Raw genomic sequence first — 20,884 nt, 5'->3', positions numbered from 1 at the left:
CCATGGCCTATCTGACCGAGAAGTTTGGCTCCGCTGGAGCGCTCCACCTGTTTGCCGGCGCTGGCGAAACGGTCGCTGCCGCCAGGGTCCCCGCCATCAAGGCCAGCGCCAAGAACCGGAGCAAGAAAGCGAGCCACGGCATGTTCCTCTATGGCTTGCCGCTGCTCGGCCTGTTCTTCCTGCTGTGGGAGATCGCGCCCCGGCTCGGCTGGCTGAACCGGATCTTCTTTCCGCCGCTGAGCGAGGTGCTGGTCGCCTGGTGGGCGCTGCTCGCCTCGGGCGTGCTGATCGAGCATATCGGCATAAGCCTGCAGCGCGCTGCCATTGGCTTCGGACTCGGCGTGGTGGTGGCCATCCCGCTCGGTCTGTTGATGGGGCGCTATTCGCTGTTTGAGAAGGTTTCCGACCTTTTGGTGCAGACGCTGCGCAACACTTCGCAATTCGCGCTGCTGCCGGTGTTCATCCTATTGCTCGGCATCGGTGAGGAATCGAAGGTGGCGATCACCTTCTACTCCTCGGTTTTCTTTCTCCTCGTCAACACGATCAGCGGCGTCAAGTCGGTGGATCCGCTGCTGATCAAGGCGGCGCGCTCGATGGGCACGTCCGACTTCGATCTGTTCCGGAAAGTCATCCTGCCGGCCAGCATTCCCTCGATCGTCGCCGGCGCGCGCCTGGCGGTGAAATCCTCGCTGTTCGCGGTCATCGGCGCCGAGATGCTGGCGGCCAAATCCGGCCTCGGTTTTCTCATCCAGAACTCGCAGCTGATGATGGAAACGGCCGACATGTATGCCGGCATCCTGACCCTCACCGTCATCGGCCTGACCGTCAACTATCTGCTCGTCTGGTTCGAACGCTGGGCAACGGCCTGGAAAGGCCAGTCCGAGACCTCGCTCATCTGAGCCGCCCGTTCATTCCAATCAGGAAGGATTTTTCTCATGCCCAACATTCCATTCGACGCACTTCGCCGGCTGTTGCTGAAGAGCGCCATTGCCGTTGTCATCGGCCTTGGCGGCATGCCTGCCTTCGCGCAGGACAAGCCTGAAATTATCCGCATCGGCAGCACGGCGCCGGGGCATCTCAAATTCATCCTCGCCCACAAGGACGGCTGGTGGGAGAAGGAGTTCGCCAAGGACGGCATCAAGGTCGAACTGGTGACTTTCAATGGCGGTTCGGAGGCGACGACGGCGTTGGCCACCGGCGCGATCGAATTCACCTATACCGGCAACAATCCAGCGCTGCGCGTTGCGGCGTCCGGCGCCGACGTCAAGCTGATCGGCCTGTCGAGCTATGTGAAGGCTGGCGGTTCCTACATCGTCGTCAAGACCGACTCGCCGCTGAAGACGCTGCAGGATCTCAAGGGTAAGAAGGTCGCCTATTTGACCGGCACGGTGCGGCATTCGAATTTCAGCAAGGCGCTGAACAGCGTCGGCCTGACCACCAATGATGTCGAAGGTCTGAACCTGCCTTTCGAGGCATCCGGCCCGGCGCTGCTGCGCGGCGATATCGACGCCATTGTCGAGACTGATTCGACGGCGGCCAAGCTGGTCGACACCGGCGAGGTGCGCGTCCTGTTCGACACCAGCACCCATCCGGAATGGAACGTGCCCAACGTCATCTCGGTCAACGGCGCCTTCGCGGCGAAATATCCCGATCTGGTCAAGCGGCTGCTGAAGGTCGATATCGAGATTTCGCGCTGGGCCGACGCCCATCCGGACCAGACGATTAAGACCTTTGTCGAGGCGACCAAGTCGTCGGAAAAATCCGTCCGCAAGACCTATGCCGACGGGGTGTTCCATCAGGATCCGAAACTCACGGACGACGCGATCGCCGCCTTGCAGGGCGAGGAGAAATTCATGGCCAGCGCCGGGCTCCTGAAGGGCTCGATCGACTATGGCAAATGGGTCGACAAGAGCTTTGTCGATGGCGCCGCGGCTGAAGTCGCTGCCGTCCAATAGGCCCGGAAAGATCGAGCTGGCGGCGCTTTGCGGCGCCGCCTCGTACAGGTCAAATCTCCGGAATGTTTTCCTTGAAAATCACCTGCAGCCTTGGCTGGTGCAGTTCATAGGGCAGTCCCCGGACCGCATGGATCAGGGTGTTGAGCGTTTCGCGGGCCTCGACGCGCGGGTTCTGGTCGATGACCGCGTCGAGCGTGCCGTCGAGCAGAAGGTCCTTGGTGCCGTCCGTCACTTCGTGGCCGAGGAAGACCATGGATTGCGCGCGGCCGCGCTCCTTGAGCGCGCGGGCGATGCCGGTGTTGCCGGCGCCGACATTGTAGATCGCGGCAAGGTCGGGGTGCCGCTCCAGCAGGGCCGATGCCTCCGAATAGGCCTTCTCGCGGTCGTCGAGCATTTCGCGCATCTCGACGATCTGCAGACTGGGCGATTCCTCCGTCAGGATATGGCGGAACCCCATCTCGCGTTCTTCGTGGCCGCGATAAGACAGCGAGCCGGCGAACAGCGCCACCTTGCCCGGACGCCCCGATCCCATGAAGCGGTTGAGCAGATAGCCGGCCAGCCGCCCGGCGGCGCGGTTGTCGATGCCGATATAGGCGACCCTGGGCACATGCAGGATGTCGGAGGCGATGGTCACCACCTTGATGTCGCTGGCCGACAGGGAGCGGATCGCTTCGCGCACCGTCGGATGGTCGAGGGCGATGACGCCGACGCCTTGCGTCTGTCCGCGCAAGTCCTGCAGCAGGCGGGCGAGCCGGTCAGGATTGAAGCCCTCGATGGTGGCGATATGGACATCGAGGTCGGGCCGCGCCAGAGCCTGTGCCTCGATCTGGCGGTGCAGCATCTTGATGAAGGAATTGGTGCCGGCCGGCAGGGCGAAGTCGAGCCGGATGACCTCGCCGGGCGAGGGTCGTGGCGGCGCGCCGTTCGGGCCTTCGGCGATGTAGCCGAGGCGCTGCGCCATTTCGAGCACGATTTCCCGTGTGCGCGCCCGTACGCCTGGTCGGTTGTTGAGCACGCGGTCGACGGTGGCGGCCGAGACGCCGGCCTCCCGGGCTATGTCAGTCAGGGTGGAACGCACCGTCTTTCATCTCCTGCATGCGTCAGATCGGCTGGTGACGGCTTCCCCGCCATCGGCGATTCTGATGGGAAATGATGTATCCGCCCTTGGCCGATGTGCAAGCCGCCGGGCTAAATCAAATCGTCCGGCAGGGCTGCGCAGGGCCGGGAAGGGTCGGGTACCCTCAAATTGAGGCATCCGGCTTGACGGATGGATCCCGTTTTTGTGCATTTCCTTGCCCCATTGCAACGTTATGATGTGTTTTGATTATTTATGATGTTGACAGCCTTGCCGGGCTGCAGTCAATATCCCTCATAAGGGTCGTGGAGGAAACGTGGCCCTGAGGGAGGAGTTTCAATGTCTGACTTGATCCGCATCTCGCGGCGCCGGCTGCTGGCATCCGGAGGAAAGGCGGCCGTGATCATGGCTGCCGCTGGTATCGCACCCCAGTTCATTCGTCCCGGACGTGCCTATGCGGCCGACGCGCTGGCGCCCGGCATGATCGGCGGCCCGACGGGCTTCGAAGGGGCCGAGCGCTACCAGTATGGCGCCGATACGCCGGAAGGCCGCGCCATCGAAGCGGCCAAGGCGCTGAAGGGCGCCGGCAAGGCGCCGGCCAAGATCGTGCTCGGCCTGTCCGACGGCTCGATCGGCCAGCTCACGCAGCCGTTCCCGGCCGGTGCGCCGTCTATCAAGGAGCTGTGGGAAAAGGAAACCGGCATCGCGATCGAAATCGTCGGTCTGCCGAACGGCCAGGAATTCACCAAGACGATGCAGGACATCTCCACCAAGGGTGGGGCCTACGACATCTACTCGACCGAATGGAACCGTCTTGGCGACCTCGCCGAAACCGGCGGCATCGCCAAGCTCGACGACTTTGTCGCGCAGCATAAGCCTGAGTGGGACGATCCCGTCAGCGGCTATGTCAACGGCGCCAAGGGCGTGTCGCTGCTCAACAAATACCGCGGCTCGAACTATGGCGTGTCGCTGGACGGCGACTTCCAGACCTGGGTCTACCGCACCGACCTGTTCGGCGACGAAGCCGAGAAGAAGGCCTTCAAGGACAAATACGGCTACGATCTGGCGCCGCCGAAGACCTGGAAGCAGCATGGCGACATAGCCGCCTTCTTCCAGCGACCGGACAAGGGCCTGTTCGGCTCGACCGACCTGCGCAACCAGGGCTGGGGCTACACGAACTGGTACCAGCGCTATGTCTCGATGGCTTCGCCCAACCAGTTCCTGTTTGGCGATGACGGCAAGCCGATGATCAATTCCGAGCAAGGCATTGCCGCCACCAACGAATATGTCGCTTCGCTCGCGCATCATTCGCCGGATGCGATCTCCTGGGGTTGGCCGGAGCAATACGGCAACTTCGCCAAGGGTGGTGCGGCGATGACCTGCGCCTTCTCCAACTTGCCGAAATTCCTCGACAATGCCGGCAACAAGGATTCAGCCGTCACCGGCAAGATCGGCTCGATGCTGCCGCCCGGCCGCGAGATCGGCGGCAAGCTGATCAGCCGTTCCGTGTTGTGGTTCTCGCTGACCGGCATGGTCTCGTCGCAGTCGAAAAACCAGGAGGTCGCCTATCTCATGCTGCAATGGCTGGGCTCGGCCCGTATCTACGCATGGATGAGCGCCAACCCCGGCGGTTATCTGGACCCGTTCCGGCTTTCGGACTTCTCCGATCCGCTGGTGCGCCAGACCTATCATGCCTACCACATGGACGTCGTGCGCGAGACGGTCGCCCGCACCGTGCCGACCATCAACTATCCCGGCGCGACAGCCTTCCACAATGCGCTCGACGAGAACCTGATGGCGGCGCTGACCAAGGCCAAGACATCGGAGCAGGCGATGGCCGATACCGAGGCAGAGTGGAAAAAGATCGCACGGCGCACCGGCGAGGACAAACTGCTCGAAGCCATCAAGACCAACAAGGAGGCCTGGCCGACAGTTCTCGATCCAATCGTCTGATCCTTCTCCCTGGATCATATCGAAGGAGGGGAGGAGCTTGCTTCTCCCCTCCGCCCACAACGCCACCAGCAAAGCCGCCAGATGAAGCGTTCCGTTCCTTTCCTGATATTCCGCTATGCCGCGATCTTCGCGGCCATGGCGGTGACGCTGGTGCCGATCCTGTGGATGGTATCGATGGCCTTCAAGCCGATCGCCGAATGGTCGGCGACCGGCGCCGACCTGACCTGGTGGCCGAAGAACCCGACGCTCAGCAATTTCCGTTTCGTCTTCGGCGAGTCGACCAACAATTTGATCGTCGCGCTCGACCGTAACGCGCTGAAGCCGATCCTCGCATCGCTGCTGTCGGCGGTTTTCGGCACGGTGATCGCCATGTCGGCGGGCACTGCCGCGGCTTATGGGCTGTCGCGTTTCGGCTCCGGCCAGAACCTGCCGCTGGCGCTGATTCAGCTCCGGATCTTTCCGCCGATGGCGGTCATGATCCCGGTGATGATCATGTGGGCTTTCCTCAACTTCACCGATAGCTGGTGGGGCCTGGCGCTGATCTACGGCATCGTCACCTTGCCGTTCGCCTTCTGGCTGATGAAGACCTTCTTCGACGACATGCCGCGCGAGATCGAGGAGGCGGCGCTTGTCGAAGGCTGTTCGCGGCTGCGCGTCTTCACGCGCATCACGCTGCCGATGATGCGCGCGCCGCTCGCCAGTGCGGCGCTCTTCGTCTTCATCCTCAACTGGTCGGACTATTTGATCGCGCTGCTTCTGACGACGCGCGAATGGGTGACCATCCCGGTCTACATGGCCTCTCTGTCCTCCTCGATGACCGGGCAGCTCTATGGCGCCAAGGCGGCGCTTGGCCTGATCGCGGCCGTGCCGCCGGTCATCATGGGCATCGCCATCCAACGCCATCTGGTGCGCGGGTTGACGTTCGGGGCGCTCAAGCAATGAGCGCGGTGACTGTCATGACTTCCAAGGATGAGATGAAAGCCGTCGGAGCAAAGCCGGTTTCGCGCGATGAGGGCGCAAGGCTGGGTTTCCGGCTGACATTGCCTGCGCAGATCCTCGTGCTGTTCATCTCGGCCTTCCCGCTGTTGATGCAGCTCTACATCAGCGTCACCGACTGGTCGCCCCTGTCGGGCACCGGCTGGTGGAACGCCTGGTCGATGTGGAACAGCTTTGCCAACTACACCGATCTCGCCGTCGACGCGCGCTTCTGGAGCGCGCTGAAGCGTACGGCCATCGTCATGATCGTCTGCGTGCCGGCGGAGTTCCTGCTCGGGCTGGCGCTGGCGACGCTGTTTGCCGACGATTTCCCGGGCAAGCGCGTCTTCTATTCGATCCTGCTGATGCCGATGATGGTGGTGCCTGCGGTGGCCGGCTACATGTTCTTCATGCTGTTCCAGTCGGGCGGCCCGGTGAACGACATCTTGTCGTCGCTGACCGGTTCGCCTGTCACCATCGCCTGGCTGTCGGACCCGACGCTGGCGCTGATCGCGGTGATGGTCGCCGACATCTGGCAATGGACGCCGCTGATGTTCCTCATCCTGCTCGCCGGCCTGGTCGGCGTGCCGGAGGACCAGATCAAGGCGGCGACGCTGCTCGGCGCCAATCCCTGGCAGCGCTTCGTCACCATCGTGCTGCCGAAGATGAAGACTATCATCATCATCGCGCTGGCGATCCGGGTGATCGAGAACTTCAAGATCTTCGACACGCTCTACATCATGACCGGCGGCGGTCCAGGCGTCGCCACCGAAACCATCTCGGTCTACATCTACAAGCTCACCACGCAGGACCTGATCTGGGGCTATGTGGCGGCGATCGCGCTGGCCATTTTGGTCGTGCTGTCGATCGTCGCGGTGTTCGCCATGAAGCGCATGGCGCGGGCACGCGAGGTGGCGGCATGAGCGCCATTCACCTGCAAAACCTGATCAAGAAATTCGGCGACTTCACCGCGCTGAAAACGATGGATTTGGCAATTGCCGATGGCGAGTTCATGGCGCTGCTCGGCCCGTCGGGCTGCGGCAAGTCGACGACGATGAACATGATCGCCGGCATGGAAGAGCCGACCGGCGGCAAGATCCTGTTCGGCGAGCGCGACATGGCCGGCGTACCGATGGGCCGGCGCGGCGTCGGCTTCGTGTTCCAGAACTACGCCATCTTCACGCATATGACGGTGCGCCAGAACCTTGCCTATGGACCAAAAATGCGAGGGGCTGCCAAAGCCGAGATCGATCGCCGTGTCGGCGCCATCGCCGAGATGCTGCAACTGACGCCGCTGCTCGACCGCAAGGCCGACAGGCTGTCGGTCAACATATTGCAGCGGGTGGCGATCGGCCGCTCGGCGATCATGGAGCCGGCGATCTTCCTGCTCGACGAGCCGCTGTCCAATGTCGACGCGGCTTTCCGGGCCGTCATGCGCACCGAACTGAAGCAGCTGCAGCGGCAGTTCCGCCAGACCATGGTCTACGTCACCCACGACCAACTCGAGGCGATGACCATGGCCGACCGCATCGCGGTCATGGATCATGGCGTGCTGCAGCAGGTCGGCACGCCGCTTGAGGTCTACAACGATCCAGCCAATGTCTTCGTCGCCCGCTTTATCGGTGCACCGGGCATGAACCTGCTCAAGGGCAGGCTGGCGGAGAGCGATCGCGGACTGGTCGTCGATCTCGGGCCGTTGGGCGTCACGCCGCCGCTGCCGGGCGAACTCGCGGCGGCCATGCGCGGTGCCCGCGGCGAGGTGCTTTACGGATTCCGGCCGGAACAGGCGACGTTGGTGCAGAATGGGCAGGGCCTCGCAATGCCGGTGACCTTTGTCGAACGGATCGGTGCGCGCACCATCGTTCATCTCGGCCAGGGCGAGGCGGCTGTGAAAACGGTGTTCGACAATGATGTCGGACTGGCTATCGGCGACACCGCTGTCATCGCCCCCACTACGTCGTCGGTGCGCGTCTTTGACGCCGCTGCCGGCCTTGCGATGAAGGCAGGTTGAGATGGCCGATATCGTCTTCCGCAACGTGACCAAACGCTACGGCAACACACTTGCCGTCGACGACGCCTCGTTCACCGTCAACGACAATGAGTTCTTCTGCTTCTTCGGACCGCCGCTGTCGGGCAAGTCGACCATCCTGCGCCTGGTGCTTGGGCTGGAGACACCTGACTTCGGAGAAATCCTGATCGGAGGCAGGCCGGTCAACGCGATGTCACCGGCCGAGCGCAACGTGGCGATGGTGTTCCAGAACCTGGCGCTGTTTCCGCATATGAGCGCGCTCGGAAATGTCCGCTTCCCCCTGGTCGAACGCCGGGTGGCCGAGGTCGAGATCAAGCGGCGGGTCACGGACGTCGCGGCGAAGCTGCATATCGGCCATATCCTGCACAAGCCGCCGGGACAGCTTTCGGGCGGGGAGCGGCAGCGCGTGGCGATCGCGCGGGCTCTGGTGCGCGATCCCAATGCCTATCTGATGGACGATCCGATCTCGGCGCTAGACGCCAGGCTGCGCGAGGAAACGCGCGTCGAGCTGAAGCGCATCCAGCGCGAACTCGGCAAGACGCTGATCTATGTCACGCATGACCAGGAAGAGGCGATGTCGGTCGCCGACCGCATCGCTATCCTGGAGGACGGCAAGGTCAGGCAGATCGGCACGCCGGCAGAGATCTACGACCGCCCGGCCAGCACCTATGTGGCAAGGCTGCTTGGCTCGCCGATGATGAACATTCTCAGATCGGCGCGCGGCGAGGGCGGTGTCGAAGCGGCTGAAGGCACGATCCGCATCGAAGACAAGACAGCGCCCGCCGACGCCGTGGAGATCGGCCTGAGGCCGGAAGACATCAAGGTCAGACCGTGGGCGGATGGGGGCCCGGGCCGCCCGGCGCGAGTGTTCGAGGTCGAGCCGCTTGGCGGCTACACCGTGGTGACGCTCGCTGCCGGGCAGGCGCGGCTGAAGGCATTGCTGCGCGGCCAGCCCGACATTCGGCCGGATGCCATGGTGGCGATATCCTGCGAGCCGGCCAGAGTGCATTATTTCGAACAGAGCGGCGGGGCGTTGGCACGATGACGGCCGCCGCAAGGAAAGACTTTCGGGAGGAAGAGATGGCAAACAAGGGCTTCGAGCCGGACGTGAAGGTCCGCACGAAGGAATACAGGATCGGCTGCGTCGGCGCCGGCATGATCATGGCCGAGTGCCATCTCGCCGCCTACAAGGAAGCTGGATTCCCGGTGGTGGCGATCGCCTCGCGCACCAGGGCCAGCGCCGAGAAGGTGGCGACGCGCTGGAGCATCCCCACGGTCCACGACACGCCTGAAAAACTGATCGAGGACGAGAATGTCGAGATCATCGATCTTGCTTTCCCGCCCGACCTGCAGCCGGCGCTGATCCGTCACGCGCTGAAGCAGAAGCACATCAAGGCAATCCTGGCGCAGAAGCCGTTGGCCTTGTCGGTCGATGAAGCGGTCAAGCTGCGTGACGAGGCGGCCAAGGCCGGCAAGATCCTCTCGGTCAATCAGAACATGCGCTACGACCAGTCGATGCGCGTCTTGAAGCAGATCATCGACAGCGGCGCGCTGGGCGACATCGTCTTCGCCCAGATCGACATGCACGCCATCCCCCACTGGCAGAGCTTCCTCGAGGATTACGACCGGCTGACGCTGGCCAATATGAGCGTGCATCATCTCGACGTTCTGCGCTTCCTGTTCGGCGATCCAGATGAAATCACCACGCTGACGCGGAAGGATCCGCGCACGACATTCGACCATTCCGACGGCATCACCGTGTCGACGCTGCGCTTCCCGTCCGGCGTGCTCGCCGTGTCGCTGGAGGATGTCTGGTCCGGTCCGCGCCAGGATGGCTACAAGGACGACCAGCACATCAACTGGCGCGTCGACGGCACCAAGGGCGTCGCGAAGGGCACCATCGGCTGGCCGACGGGCGCGGCCTCGACGCTGACCTATGCCTCGACCGAGACGACCGGCGGCGAATGGGTCAGCCCGAGTTGGGACACGATGTGGTTCCCGCATGCCTTTATCGGCGTGATGGAGCAGCTCCAGCATGCGGTGAAGACCGGCACGCCGCCGGCGCTGTCGGTGGCCGACAACGTCAAGACCATGGCGCTGGTCGAGGCGGGCTATCGCTCGATCGACGAGGGCCGCACTGTCAAGCTTTCCGAAATCGCTATCTGATCACCGCAACTGAAACACCAGACAACTGAATCGCTTACAGGGAGGAATTTCACACCATGATGCAGGCAGGTATTTTCACGGGCTATTTCCCGTACGGCCTCGAAGAGACGGCGAAGAAGATCCGCGGGCTCGATTTCAACACGGTGCAGCTCGACCTGCATTTCAAGGACGTCGACCTGTCGGCGGGGCAGATCACCAAGGACAAGGCCAAGAAGGTGCGCGACGTCTTCCGCGATCATCACCTGCCGGTGTGCTGCATTTCCGGCTACACAAACATCATCCATCCCGACAAGGCCGAGCGCGACAAGCGTGTCGGCTACCTCAAGGAGATCATCCGCAACGCCCGCCATTTCGGCAGCCCGTATGTGATCTCGGAAACCGGTACCTACAACACCGAATCCGACTGGGTGCATCACCCCAAGAACAAGACCGAGGAAGGGTTCGAGGAGTGCCGCAAGGTGGTCGCCGAGCTCGCCCAGACGGCCTATGACCACGGCGCGGTCTTCCTGCTCGAAACCTACGTCAACAACGTCGTCGGCTCGGTCGAGGAGACGGTGAAGATGTTCGCGCAGGTCGACCATCCGGGCCTTGGTCTGCTGATGGACCCGACCAATTATTTCGAGACGCATAACATCGACAGGATGGACCAGATCCTGAACCAGGTGTTCGACACGCTGACCGACAAGATCAGAATAGCTCACGCCAAGGACGTCAAGCGTTCGGGCGGCGACAAGTCCGAGAAGCACGCCGATATCGGCGACGAGGACGCGCTGGAGAGCCACACCTTCCGTGGCGTCGGCGAGATCGAGCTGCCGGCACCGGGCCTCGGTTCGCTGAACTACGATCTCTACCTCCAGCGGCTGGCGGAAAAGCATCCGAACATTCCTGTGATCATCGAGCATCTCTCGGAAGACGACGTGCCGCGCGCCAAGAAATTCCTCGACGGGAAGTTCCGCGCCAACGGCCTGTGACGGTCACTGCGCGCCGTCGGTTCGCGGCGGCGCGGCCCAAAGCAAGGGAGGAAAGAATGTTGAAATTCGCATTGAAACTGGCGGCTGCCGCAACGCTGCTCGCCGGTGTTTCTATGGGCGCGCCGGCAATGGCGCAGGATGGCCAGAAGACGTTCTACCTGCTGTCGCATGGCGGTCCCTCGGATGCGTTCTGGCTCGACTGGAATGCCGGCGCGACCAAAGCCTGCGACCAGCTCAAGGTGACCTGCAAGATCTCCTTCAGCGGCGGCGACATGGCGGCGCAGAAGGAGGCCTTCAATTCCGCGCTTGCGGCCAAGCCCGACGGCATCGCCACCACCTCGGCCCAGCCGGGCCTGTGGACCGAGGAAGTGAAGGCTGCCAAGGCGGCCGGGATCCCGATCGTGTTCTTCAACACAGACGATCCGGCGACCGGACGGCAGGCCTATGTCGGCGCCGATCTCAAGGAGGCGGGCGTCATCTGGGCCAAGTATCTCGTCGACCACAAGATGGTGAAGCAGGGCGACAAGGTGTTCCTGCCGGTGGAAGTGCCTGGCGCCAGCTATCAGCAGCTGGAGACCGAAGGCATCGCCAGCGTCTTCGATCCGTTGGGGATCAAATATGATGTGGTCGATTGCGGCACCGACCCGGCCGGCATCATTGCCAAGATGACCGACTATATGGTGGCCAACAATCCGCCGGCGATCATCGCGCTTGGCGATTCCGTCGCGGCCAGCGTCAAGCGGGTGTTCGACGGCGCAGGTGTGCCGGCCGGCAAGATCCCGGTCGTCGGCTGGGGCAATTCGAAGGAAACCGCGGAAGCCGTGAAGTCCGGCTTCGTCAACGCGGCCGCCTGGCAGTTCCCGTCTGCGCAAGGCTTCATGCCGGTGGCATTGCTCGGGCTCGCCGCGTCGGGCGAACCGATCGGCTACGACATCCATACTTTCAGCCTTTACGACGCCTCAAGCGTCGAACCGATCCTGAAACTCTACGACACGAAGTGAAAACCGGTCCCCGCGGCGCAGGCCGCGGGCACCACTTCAAAGCATGGTTCAAGCAGTCATGATGATCGCCGCAGAAGACGAAATGCCTGTCGGGAAACGCAGATCGAGCCTTATGCGCTCGCCGCAATTCTCCTCGCTCGTCATCCTCATTGTCCTCCTTGCGGTGTTCGCCATCGCCGATGCCAATTTCCTGTCGCCGCTCAACATCTCCAACATGATGGCGTTCCTGCCTGAGCTCGGCATCATCGCGCTCGGCATGACGCTGCTTCTGACGGCGGGCGAATTCGACCTGTCGGTTGGTGCCGTGTTCGGGCTGGCGCCGGTCGTCGTCATGCTTCTGGTGCAGAACGGAGGCGTCGATATCGGCATCGCGCTTCTGGCCGGGCTTCTGCTGTGCGTCGCCATCGGCGCGATCAACGGGTTGATCGTCACCAAGATCGGCATCTCCTCCTTCCTGGTCACGCTGTCGATGCTGCTCGTGGTGCGCGGGGCGGCGCTCTACATCACGCAGGGCTTTCCGCTGAAATCCTGGGACCAGCCAGGCTTTTTCGTCACGCTGCTGGCCGGCAGCTTCAATGTCGGGTCGTTCCGGTTCTACACCTCGCTGTGGTGGTTCATCGGTCTCTCGCTGCTGGCGATCTACGTGCTGCGCTATGCCAAGCTCGGCAACTGGATCAGCGCCATCGGCTCCAACCGGAACGCGGCGGTGGCGCGCGGCGTGCCGGCGGACGCCGTCAAGGTGTGGCTGTTCATCCTGACTTCGGTCCTTGCGGGACTGGCCGGCATGATCAGCGCCTTCCGCATCTCGGCCGCCTCACCGGTGGCCGGCACCGGCTACGAGCTCGAAGTGATCGCCATGGTGGTGGTCGGCGGCACGGCGCTGACCGGCGGACGCGGCACGATCCTCGGCACCATCGTCGGTGCGCTGATGCTGCGCGCGATCCGCAACGGCATCGTGCTGATCGGCGTGCCGGGCCTCGCCTACAACATCTTCGTGGGCCTCATCATCCTCGCCATGCTCATCCTGCACGCTTTGCTGCAGAAGAACGCCGCAAGGGGCTGACGATGGAAGTGCTTCGGCTGCAGAATCTGCAAAAATCCTTCGGCAGCGTTCGGGCGCTGAAGAATGCGTCCTTTGCCCTCAACGAAGGCGAGGTGGTGGCCTTGCTCGGAGACAATGGCGCCGGCAAATCGACGCTGATCAAGGCGATCTCGGGCGTGTTTCCAGCCGATCGGGGCGACATCTATGTGCGCGGCGAAAAGGTCTCGATCCGCTCGACGCGCGATGCGATGGACCTCGGCATCGAGACCATCCACCAGGATACGTCTCTGGCGCCGGATCTCAGCATTGCGCGCAATCTTTTCCTTGGGCGCGAACCGGTCAAGCTGAAATGGCTGGGCGTGTTCGCGCCGCTCGATTTCGCCAAATTGCGCGACGCGGCGTCGGCGCTGTTGAGGCGCGTCGGCATCTCGAAGAAACTCGACGCCGATGCGCTGGTCTTAACGCTGTCGGGCGGCGAGCGGCAGTCGATTGCGATTTCTCGCGCTATGCAGTTCGCCGCCAAGGTCATCATCCTCGACGAACCGACCAACAATCTCGGCGTCGAGGAAACCCACGGCGTGCTGCGCTTCGTCAAGGAGGTGCGTGACGCCGGCCATTCGGTGCTCTTGATCACCCACAACATCCATCACGTGTTCCAGGTAGCCGACCGCATCATCGTCATGCGCCGCGGCGAGATCGTTGCCGAGCAGACGGTTGCCGATACCGATCTCCTGACCGTGGAAAGCATTATCACCGGCGCCGACATGTCGGCCCTGCTGAAAGAGACGAGAGCGAAGTGAAGAAGTTGGCCGTCACATGGTAGAACTCTATGGCAAGACGCTTTCGCGCCGGCAGGTGTCGGAACGTTCGGGCATGCTGTCGCAATTTGCCGGCGTGCGGCTGATGACGCTTGGCGACGGTGTGGAACGCGGCATTCGCATGCTGGAGTTCCGCACCGGCTCAGGCCTGCGCTTCACCGCGCTGGTCGACCGGGCGCTCGACATCGCCGACTGCGACTATAGGGGACAGGCGATCGGCTGGCATTCGCCAAGCGGCTTTCGTCATCCCGGCCTGCACGATTACGAGGGGGAGGGCGGGCTCGCCTGGGCGCGCTCGTTTTCAGGCCTGCTTGTCACCTGCGGCCTCGACCACATATTGGGCCGCGAAGAGGTGCCTGCCGATAGCTACAACTACCCGGGCAAGAAGACCGTGATCCATTCGCTGCATGGCCGCGTGGGCACCATTCCAGCGCGGCTGACCGGTTATGGCGAGGCCTGGGATGGCGACCGCTGCGTGCTTTGGGCCGAAGGCATCGTTCAGCAATCGGCGGTGTTCGGCGAGGATTTGCATCTGATCCGGCGTATCGAGGCCGATGTCGGCGGCAACGAGATCCGGCTGTCGGACCGCGTCGTCAACCATGGCTTCAATCGCACGCCGCATATGTATTTTTACCACGTCAATGTCAGCCACCCCTTGCTCGACGAGGGTTCGCGCTATCTGGCGCCGATCCGCGACGTCGTCTGGGCTGGCCATGCAGGCGAACGCTACGAGGCGCAGAAGGTCGGTTACCGCACCGTGCCGGCGCCGCGACTGGGCTTCAGCGAGCAGGTCTGGCAGCACGAGATGGCGGCGGACGCCAATGGCGAGGTGCCGGTGGCGGTGGTCAATGACGGCATAGGGCTTGGCCTGGAAGTGATCACGCGCAAGGACCAGCTGCCTTGCGCCTATCAATGGCAGAATTTCCAGGCGGGGCAGTATGCGTTGGGCATCGAGCCCTCGACGCACCATGTGCTCGGCAATCTCGCCGCACGTGAGCGCGGCGAAATGATCTGGCTGGAGCATGGCGAAAGCCGTTCCTACGACGCGATGTTCCGAGTGCTCGACGGTGCCGGCGAGATCGCCGCGACGGAAGAGAGGATCGCTTCGATCGCCAGGCAACCGCAACAGGATTATCCTGCGCCGTCGGGCAATTTTCCGGGATTGGCGGACAGGGCATGATGCGAAACGAATGCTCCGGCTGGCGGGCCGGAAATCGGAGGTCGATGTGATGGCGAAAAAGCGCGACTACAGCCTGGTCGGGGAAAGCACGCGCACCGCGATCGAGACCGGGCTGGCCTCGGCCGAGTGGTATCACACCGATGTGCCGCGCAAGGCGATGAAAGAGCTGATGCAACGCTCGGACGGGCCGGCGATCCGCGACACGATCATCTGGATCGTTGCCATATTGGGCTCTGCCGCCGGGATCGCCTGGTTCTGGGGCACGTGGTGGGTGGTGCCGTTCCTGCTCGTCTATGGCGTGCTCTACGGCTCGTCCAGCGACTCGCGCTGGCACGAGTGCGGCCACGGCACCGCTTTCCGCACGCGCTGGATGAACGATGCCGTCTACCAGATCGCCAGCTTCATGCTGATGCGCAACCCGGTGACCTGGCGCTGGAGCCATGCGCGCCATCACACCGACACGATCATCGTCGGCCGCGACGCCGAGATCGCGGTGATGCGTCCGCCGGACCTGCTGCGCGCCGCACTCGCCTTCACCGGCATTCTCGATTTCCGCTATTCGCTGCCGACGCTGGTGCGCAATGCGTTCGGCAGCATCTCGCCCGACGAGAAAAGCTTTATCCCCGAGATGGAGCTTCACAAGGTGGTCACCGCCGCGCGCTGGCATGTCGCCATCTATGTCGCGGCGATCGTGCTGGCGCTCTATCTGTGGTCGTTCCTGCCGCTGGTGCTGATCGGCCTGCCGCGCCTCTACGGCAGCTGGCACATGGTGCTGACCGGCCTGCTGCAGCATATCGGCCTGGCCGATAATGTCACCGACCACCGGCTGAACACGCGCACCGTCTACATGAACCCGATCAGCCGCTTCATCTACTGGAACATGAACTACCATGTCGAACATCACATGTTCCCGATGGTGCCGTATCACGCGCTGCCGAGGCTGCATGAATTGATCAAGCATGATCTGCCCGCGCCGAACCCTTCGATGTGGCATGCCTACCGCGAGGTCTGGCCGGTGCTGCTGAAGCAGCTTCAGTACGAGGACTATTTCCTCAAGCGTGAATTGCCGCCGACGGCCAGGCCGTACCGGGACGAGTTCCATGCGCTGACCGTTCCGGCGGCGGCGGAATAGGGGAGAAGCAGATGGCCGACTGGGTTGAAGCGTGTGGCGTCGACGATGTCGAGGAAGAGGATGTCATCCGCTTCGATCATGGCGGCCGTACCTTCGCCATCTATCGCAGTCCCGATGACGAGTACTTCGCAACCGACGGGTACTGCACGCATGAGAAGGCGCATCTGGCCGATGGGCTGGTGATGGACGACATCATCGAATGCCCCAAGCACAATGGCCGCTTCAACTACAAGACGGGTGTGGCCCGAGGCGCACCGGTATGCGTCAATCTCGCCACCTATCCGGTGAAGGTCGAGGCTGGCAAAGTGATGATCCAGATCGGCTGACCTGCCGCCGAATGCAACTGAGGGAACCCATTTGATGAGCCGAAAAAGACCGACGGTGGCGGATTTGCGCGCCATGAAGGGCAAGCGACAGCTGACCATGCTGCGCGTGCTGACGATGGACGAGGCCGAGGCCGCCGAGCGCGCGGGGGTCGACATCGTCTCGGTGCCGCCCGAACTGGTGCTCAACCCGCAATACCGGGACGCCGCACCCAGCCTGTTCACCATGCCGGGCGACAATTTCTACGAGATCGGCACGGCGGACGATTTCGTGCGCTGGGCTTTCCTGCTCTACAAGGCCGGCGCCGACGCGGTCTATTGCAGCGCCGGCTACGCCACGATCAAGCGGATGGCCGATGACAATATCCCGGTGATCGGCCATGTCGGGCTGATCCCCTCGCGGGCCACCTGGACCGGCGGCTTCAAGGCGGTCGGCAAGACCGCCGATACCGCCATGGAGGTCTTCGCGGCAGTGAAGCAACTGGAGGCCGCCGGCGCCGTCGGCGCCGAAATCGAGGTCGTACCGGTCGAGGTGGCCAAGGCGATCTCGGAACGCACATCGTTGATCATGCTGTCGATGGGGGCGGGCACCGGTTGCGATGCGCAATATCTATTCGCCGACGACATCCTCGGCCAGAACCGGGGCCACATGCCTCGCCATTCCAAGGTCTATCGCAATTTCGCCGCCGAATATGATCGTTTGCAAGCCGAGCGCATCGCCGCGTTCTCGGAGTATGTCGCCGATGTCAACAGTCTGGCCTATCCCGAAGACAAGCATGTGGTGCATATGGATCCGGCTGAACTCAGCCTGTTCATGAAGAGGGTCGACAGGGCGTGAAATCTCAAGGCAATGATGCGACGGACGACGCCGCGCCGGTTCATATTCTTACGCTTTCTTGCGAGGACCAGCCGGGGATCGTCGCCGCGGTCACGGCGGAGCTTGCCGCGAACGGCGCCAACATCGCCGAAAGCAGCCAGTTCTGGGACCGGCAGACCAATCGCTTTTTCATGCGGATCGCCTTCATCAGCCCGCCAGGCTCGACCAGGGACAGTCTGGAACGGGCCTTGAAATCAAGTGTCGACCGGTTCGGCATGAAGACCGCGCTCGTCGATCAGGGGCGCCGCCCGAACATCATCGTCATGGTCTCCAGGTTCGACCACGCGCTTCTGCATCTGCTGTACCAGATCAGGGTCGGCTGGCTGAACGCGGAGGTTGCCGCCGTCGTCTCCAACCACGAGGATGCCCGCCGCTTCGCCGAGCTGGAGGGCATTCCCTACCACCATTGGCCGACCACCAGGGAGAACAAGGCCGAGCAGGAACAGAAGCTGCTGGACCTGGTGCAGCAAACAGGGGCCGAACTGGTCATCCTGGCGCGCTACATGCAGGTGTTCTCGAAAAGCCTGTCGGACCGGCTGTTCGGACGGGCGATCAACATCCACCATTCCTTCCTGCCGAGCTTCAAGGGCGCCAAGCCTTATCACCAGGCCTTCGACCGCGGCGTCAAGCTGATCGGTGCGACGGCGCATTACGTCACGTCCGACCTCGACGAGGGCCCGATCATCGATCAGGAGACCGAACGCGTCACCCATGCGATGAGCGCCGAGGATTTCGTCGCCGTCGGGCGCGACATCGAAAGCCGGGTGCTGGCGCGCGCGGTCAAGCTGCATCTCGAAGCCCGCGTCATGCTCAACGGCCACAAGACCGTCGTCTTCTGAGAAGCCGCGTCAGGCCGGCCAATTTCCACCGGCGAGCGCGGCGTAGAGCGCCTCGGCGTCGATGCCGAGCGGCCGGTCCTCCTTCAGAGCAGGGACCAGCGCGCGGATCGCCGTGTGAATTGCGGCGGTGCGTGGCGTTGGCGTGAAACCGTCGCGCAGGTCGACCGCTTGTGCGGCCGCCATCAGCTCGAAAGCGATCAGGCGGCGCCATAGCGCGATCATCCCGGCGCATTTCGCAACCGCCAGAGGTGTCTGCGTGGCGTGATCCTCGACGCCCTCCGAAACCGGAAGAAAGTCGAGCATCACCGGATTGGCCTTGTGGCGGATGGCGGCCAGGATCGAGGTCACTGTCTTCTGTAGCGGCACGAAGCCGGCCGAGGCGCCGCCGACCGGCGACAGATATTTCGGCAGGCCATTGCGGCCCGAACCGGTGAGCTGGATGAAGCGCGCGGCACTGGCCGCGGCACATTGGGCGATCGCCAGGCCGAGCGTCTCAAAGGCGAGCGCCAGTGCGGCGGTGTGGAAATTGCCGGTCGACAGCACCAGCTCATCATCGCCCAGCACCAGCGGGTTGTCGGCGGCGGCGTTGAGTTCGATCTCGACAGCCTGTCTGGCCTGACCGATTGCCTCGATCAGCGCGCCATGGATCGACGGCATGCAGCGGATCGACAGCGGGTCCTGCAAGGTGGCCGGCGCCGGCGCCTCGTCGCGGACGAGCAGTTCGTGCAGCACCTTGGCTGCTTCCTGCTGGCCGGCCGCCGGGCGTGCCATATGCAGGCGCGGATCGAGGATGGTGCGGTTGGCACCAAAACCTTCCATGGTCAGCGCCCCGGCCTGCTGTTGCTGGGCAAGAGCCGACAGCGCATCCGTCACCGCAAGCGCGCCGCTGCCGGCGGACACCGCCGAGGCATTGATCAGCGACAGCCCATCCTTGGGCGCCAGGCTGACAGGGGCGAGGCGCGCCATCATCAACGCCTTGGCTGCCGGCATGCGACGGCCCTGATAGTCGGCTTCGCCTTCGCCGGTGAGCATGCGGGCGAGTGCCGTCATCAGCACCAGGTCGCCGGCGCCGATCGAGCCGAGCGACGGCATGACGGGATGGACGCCGGCATTGAGCGCGTCGACCAAAGCGACGAAGACGGAGGGCGAAAGGCCGGAGCCGCCAACCGACAGCATCGCGGCGCGGGCAAGCATAGTAGCGCGCACGGCTTCAACCGGCAGCACCTCGCCGACGGCGCCGCTGCGTCCTTCAAGCAACTGGCGCTGGAAGGCGCCGGCGTCGCCGTCGACAGCAGTGCCGAGATTGGCGCCGAGCCCGGTGTTCAGGCCATAGATCTGCTGGCCGGATGCGGCGGCCTGGTCGAGCACTTTTCGTGCCTTCTGCAGCCTGCCGATGACATCGGGTCCGATCTCCACCTTGCGCCCATCGCGGGCGACCGCAGCGACATCGCCAACGCTGACGCCGGTTCCGGTGAGGACGACCGCGGTCATGCGAAGCGCAGCCTCTGGCCGATGCCTTGCACTTGGGCCTTGGCCAGCATCGCCTTGCCCAATGCAATGTCGGACAGCGACAGGCCGCGATGCCAGAACAGGATCGTTTCGTCGTCGCTTTCTCGCCCGGCTTTCAGACCGGCGGCGATCTGGCCGAGCTCGGCATGCAGCGTCTTCTCGCTCAGCCGCCCGGTCTCGACATGGGCGCGCAGCGAGCCGAACTTGCCGCCCTTGCACTGGCCCCAATCGTCGACGACCATTTTCTGCATGATGTCGGTCAGCGACAGTTCGACCGCGCTCATCGTGCCATAGGGTACGACCAGCGCGCCGGGCTTGATCCATTCGGTCTTCAGCAATGGCTGCGGCTCCGGCAGCCGCGAGGCTTCGACGACGATGTCGGCGCCCTCGATGCAGCTCTTCCAGTCGGCCACCGCCGTAACCGTCTTGCCGAGATCGGCGGAGAGTTTGGCGGCAAAACCGTCGCGGCTTTCCGGCCGACGCGAATGGACGCGGATTTCGTCGAAGTCGAAGAGATGGTCGAGCAGGCGCACATTCCAGTAGGCGGTGCCGCGCGCGCCGATATGGGCCAGCACCTTCGAATTCCTGCGCGCCAGATGTTTGGCGCCGATGGCGGTGACGGCGCCGGTGCGCATGTCGGTGATGACGGTGGCGTCGAGGATGGCGCGGGGCGCGCCGGTGCGCGGGTCGAACAGGTTGAGGATGCCGAATTCGGAAGGCAGCCCGTGCAGGTAATTGTCGACATAGTCGCCGACGATTTTCACGCCCGCCGTGTCGAGCGGCGCGACGTAGCCACGCAAGACATTGAAATGACCGTGGAAGGACGGGTCCGGTTCGAGATGGACGCGCGGCTCGATCACCGTCTGGCCGTTGCCTTGCGCCACCAGGCCAGCCTCGACGGCGGCAATGATTTCACCATCGGTCATGGCAAGGGCATCGATTCGAGGGCATTGAGGTAGTCGATATAGATGGGCTTCATTTTACGCAGACACTTTCCTCGGCCACCCCGTCCATCCCATAGCAGGCCATAGCGGGACAC

19 protein-coding genes and 1 pseudogene are annotated in these 20,884 nt (G+C 63.4%); 17 read left to right on the top strand and 3 right to left on the bottom strand.

The genetic code is table 11. The annotated features are described in order from the left end of the window. Positions 1–2 precede the first annotated feature (2 nt). Together NKH97_RS24195 and NKH97_RS24190 are read left to right on the top strand one after the other, a co-directional pair. Positions 3–899, top strand: a complete 897-nt coding sequence (locus NKH97_RS24195) for an ABC transporter permease (RefSeq protein WP_352798919.1) — start codon at positions 3–5, stop codon at positions 897–899. Positions 900–935: 36 nt separating this feature from the next. Further along, positions 936–1,955: an aliphatic sulfonate ABC transporter substrate-binding protein gene (locus NKH97_RS24190; protein ID WP_352798918.1), complete on the top strand. Its 1,020-nt coding sequence runs from the start codon at positions 936–938 to the stop codon at positions 1,953–1,955. 49 nt (positions 1,956–2,004) lie between these two features. Here the strand turns inward: NKH97_RS24190 and NKH97_RS24185 are convergent, their stop codons facing one another. Next, positions 2,005–3,033, bottom strand: coding sequence for a LacI family DNA-binding transcriptional regulator (locus NKH97_RS24185; protein WP_352798917.1), 1,029 nt, complete (start codon positions 3,031–3,033; stop codon positions 2,005–2,007). Positions 3,034–3,369: 336 nt separating this feature from the next. Between NKH97_RS24185 and NKH97_RS24180 the strand changes: the two genes are divergently transcribed. The 15 genes from NKH97_RS24180 (at position 3,370) to purU (ending at position 18,336) form a co-directional block, all read left to right on the top strand. Further along, positions 3,370–4,983: an extracellular solute-binding protein gene (locus NKH97_RS24180; RefSeq protein ID WP_352798916.1), complete on the top strand. Its 1,614-nt coding sequence runs from the start codon at positions 3,370–3,372 to the stop codon at positions 4,981–4,983. Positions 4,984–5,064: 81 nt separating this feature from the next. After that, positions 5,065–5,925: a carbohydrate ABC transporter permease gene (locus tag NKH97_RS24175; RefSeq protein WP_013530821.1), complete on the top strand. Its 861-nt coding sequence runs from the start codon at positions 5,065–5,067 to the stop codon at positions 5,923–5,925. Continuing rightward, the gene (locus NKH97_RS24170) at positions 5,922–6,881 is read left to right on the top strand and encodes a carbohydrate ABC transporter permease (protein WP_352798915.1); all 960 of its coding nucleotides are present in this window, start codon (positions 5,922–5,924) and stop codon (positions 6,879–6,881) included. The genes NKH97_RS24175 and NKH97_RS24170 overlap by 4 nt, the downstream gene beginning before the upstream one ends. After that, on the top strand, positions 6,878–7,969 hold the full coding sequence (locus NKH97_RS24165; RefSeq protein WP_352798914.1) for an ABC transporter ATP-binding protein: 1,092 nt from the start codon (positions 6,878–6,880) through the stop codon (positions 7,967–7,969). Before NKH97_RS24170 ends, NKH97_RS24165 begins: the two co-directional genes overlap by 4 nt. Before the next feature lies 1 nt (position 7,970). Further along, positions 7,971–9,032: an ABC transporter ATP-binding protein gene (locus NKH97_RS24160; RefSeq protein ID WP_352441187.1), complete on the top strand. Its 1,062-nt coding sequence runs from the start codon at positions 7,971–7,973 to the stop codon at positions 9,030–9,032. A gap of 35 nt (positions 9,033–9,067) precedes the next feature. Then, positions 9,068–10,153, top strand: coding sequence for a Gfo/Idh/MocA family protein (locus tag NKH97_RS24155; protein WP_352798912.1), 1,086 nt, complete (start codon positions 9,068–9,070; stop codon positions 10,151–10,153). Positions 10,154–10,209: 56 nt separating this feature from the next. Continuing rightward, on the top strand, positions 10,210–11,124 hold the full coding sequence (locus NKH97_RS24150) for a sugar phosphate isomerase/epimerase family protein (RefSeq protein WP_023814032.1): 915 nt from the start codon (positions 10,210–10,212) through the stop codon (positions 11,122–11,124). Positions 11,125–11,180: 56 nt separating this feature from the next. Next, positions 11,181–12,125 (top strand): sugar ABC transporter substrate-binding protein, encoded by a 945-nt coding sequence (locus NKH97_RS24145; RefSeq protein WP_352798910.1) that lies wholly within the window; start codon positions 11,181–11,183, stop codon positions 12,123–12,125. Between the two features lie 61 nt (positions 12,126–12,186). Further along, complete coding sequence (locus NKH97_RS24140; RefSeq protein ID WP_127382101.1) at positions 12,187–13,188, top strand: ABC transporter permease; 1,002 nt, start codon at positions 12,187–12,189, stop codon at positions 13,186–13,188. After that, on the top strand, positions 13,185–13,967 hold the full coding sequence (locus NKH97_RS24135; RefSeq protein ID WP_164892899.1) for an ATP-binding cassette domain-containing protein: 783 nt from the start codon (positions 13,185–13,187) through the stop codon (positions 13,965–13,967). Before NKH97_RS24140 ends, NKH97_RS24135 begins: the two co-directional genes overlap by 4 nt. A gap of 16 nt (positions 13,968–13,983) precedes the next feature. Continuing rightward, positions 13,984–15,165, top strand: coding sequence for an aldose 1-epimerase family protein (locus tag NKH97_RS24130; protein WP_128303414.1), 1,182 nt, complete (start codon positions 13,984–13,986; stop codon positions 15,163–15,165). Between the two features lie 49 nt (positions 15,166–15,214). Further along, positions 15,215–16,297: a fatty acid desaturase family protein gene (locus NKH97_RS24125; RefSeq protein ID WP_164892896.1), complete on the top strand. Its 1,083-nt coding sequence runs from the start codon at positions 15,215–15,217 to the stop codon at positions 16,295–16,297. Between the two features lie 11 nt (positions 16,298–16,308). Beyond that, positions 16,309–16,623, top strand: a complete 315-nt coding sequence (locus tag NKH97_RS24120) for a MocE family 2Fe-2S type ferredoxin (RefSeq protein WP_013530832.1) — start codon at positions 16,309–16,311, stop codon at positions 16,621–16,623. 34 nt (positions 16,624–16,657) lie between these two features. Then, on the top strand, positions 16,658–17,458 hold the full coding sequence (locus NKH97_RS24115) for a 3-methyl-2-oxobutanoate hydroxymethyltransferase (RefSeq protein WP_352798908.1): 801 nt from the start codon (positions 16,658–16,660) through the stop codon (positions 17,456–17,458). Then, positions 17,455–18,336, top strand: a complete 882-nt coding sequence (gene purU / locus NKH97_RS24110; protein WP_352798907.1) for a formyltetrahydrofolate deformylase — start codon at positions 17,455–17,457, stop codon at positions 18,334–18,336. The genes NKH97_RS24115 and purU overlap by 4 nt, the downstream gene beginning before the upstream one ends. Positions 18,337–18,345: 9 nt before the next feature. Here purU and NKH97_RS24105 read toward each other — a convergent pair whose 3' ends face one another. Both NKH97_RS24105 and NKH97_RS24100 read right to left on the bottom strand, forming a co-directional pair. Next, a complete protein-coding gene (locus NKH97_RS24105) occupies positions 18,346–19,827 on the bottom strand; it encodes an HAL/PAL/TAL family ammonia-lyase (protein ID WP_352798906.1) in 1,482 nt (493 codons plus the stop codon). Continuing rightward, positions 19,824–20,824: pseudogene (locus tag NKH97_RS24100) on the bottom strand (ornithine cyclodeaminase family protein). Before NKH97_RS24100 ends, NKH97_RS24105 begins: the two are co-directional and overlap by 4 nt. Between the last annotated feature and the right edge of the window lie 60 nt (positions 20,825–20,884).

The organism is Mesorhizobium sp. M0870 (genome assembly GCF_040319775.1).
Lineage (GTDB): Bacteria > Pseudomonadota > Alphaproteobacteria > Rhizobiales > Rhizobiaceae > Mesorhizobium.
Note: the sequence above shows the minus strand (reverse complement) of the source record. Positions and strands in the feature narration are given on the sequence as shown.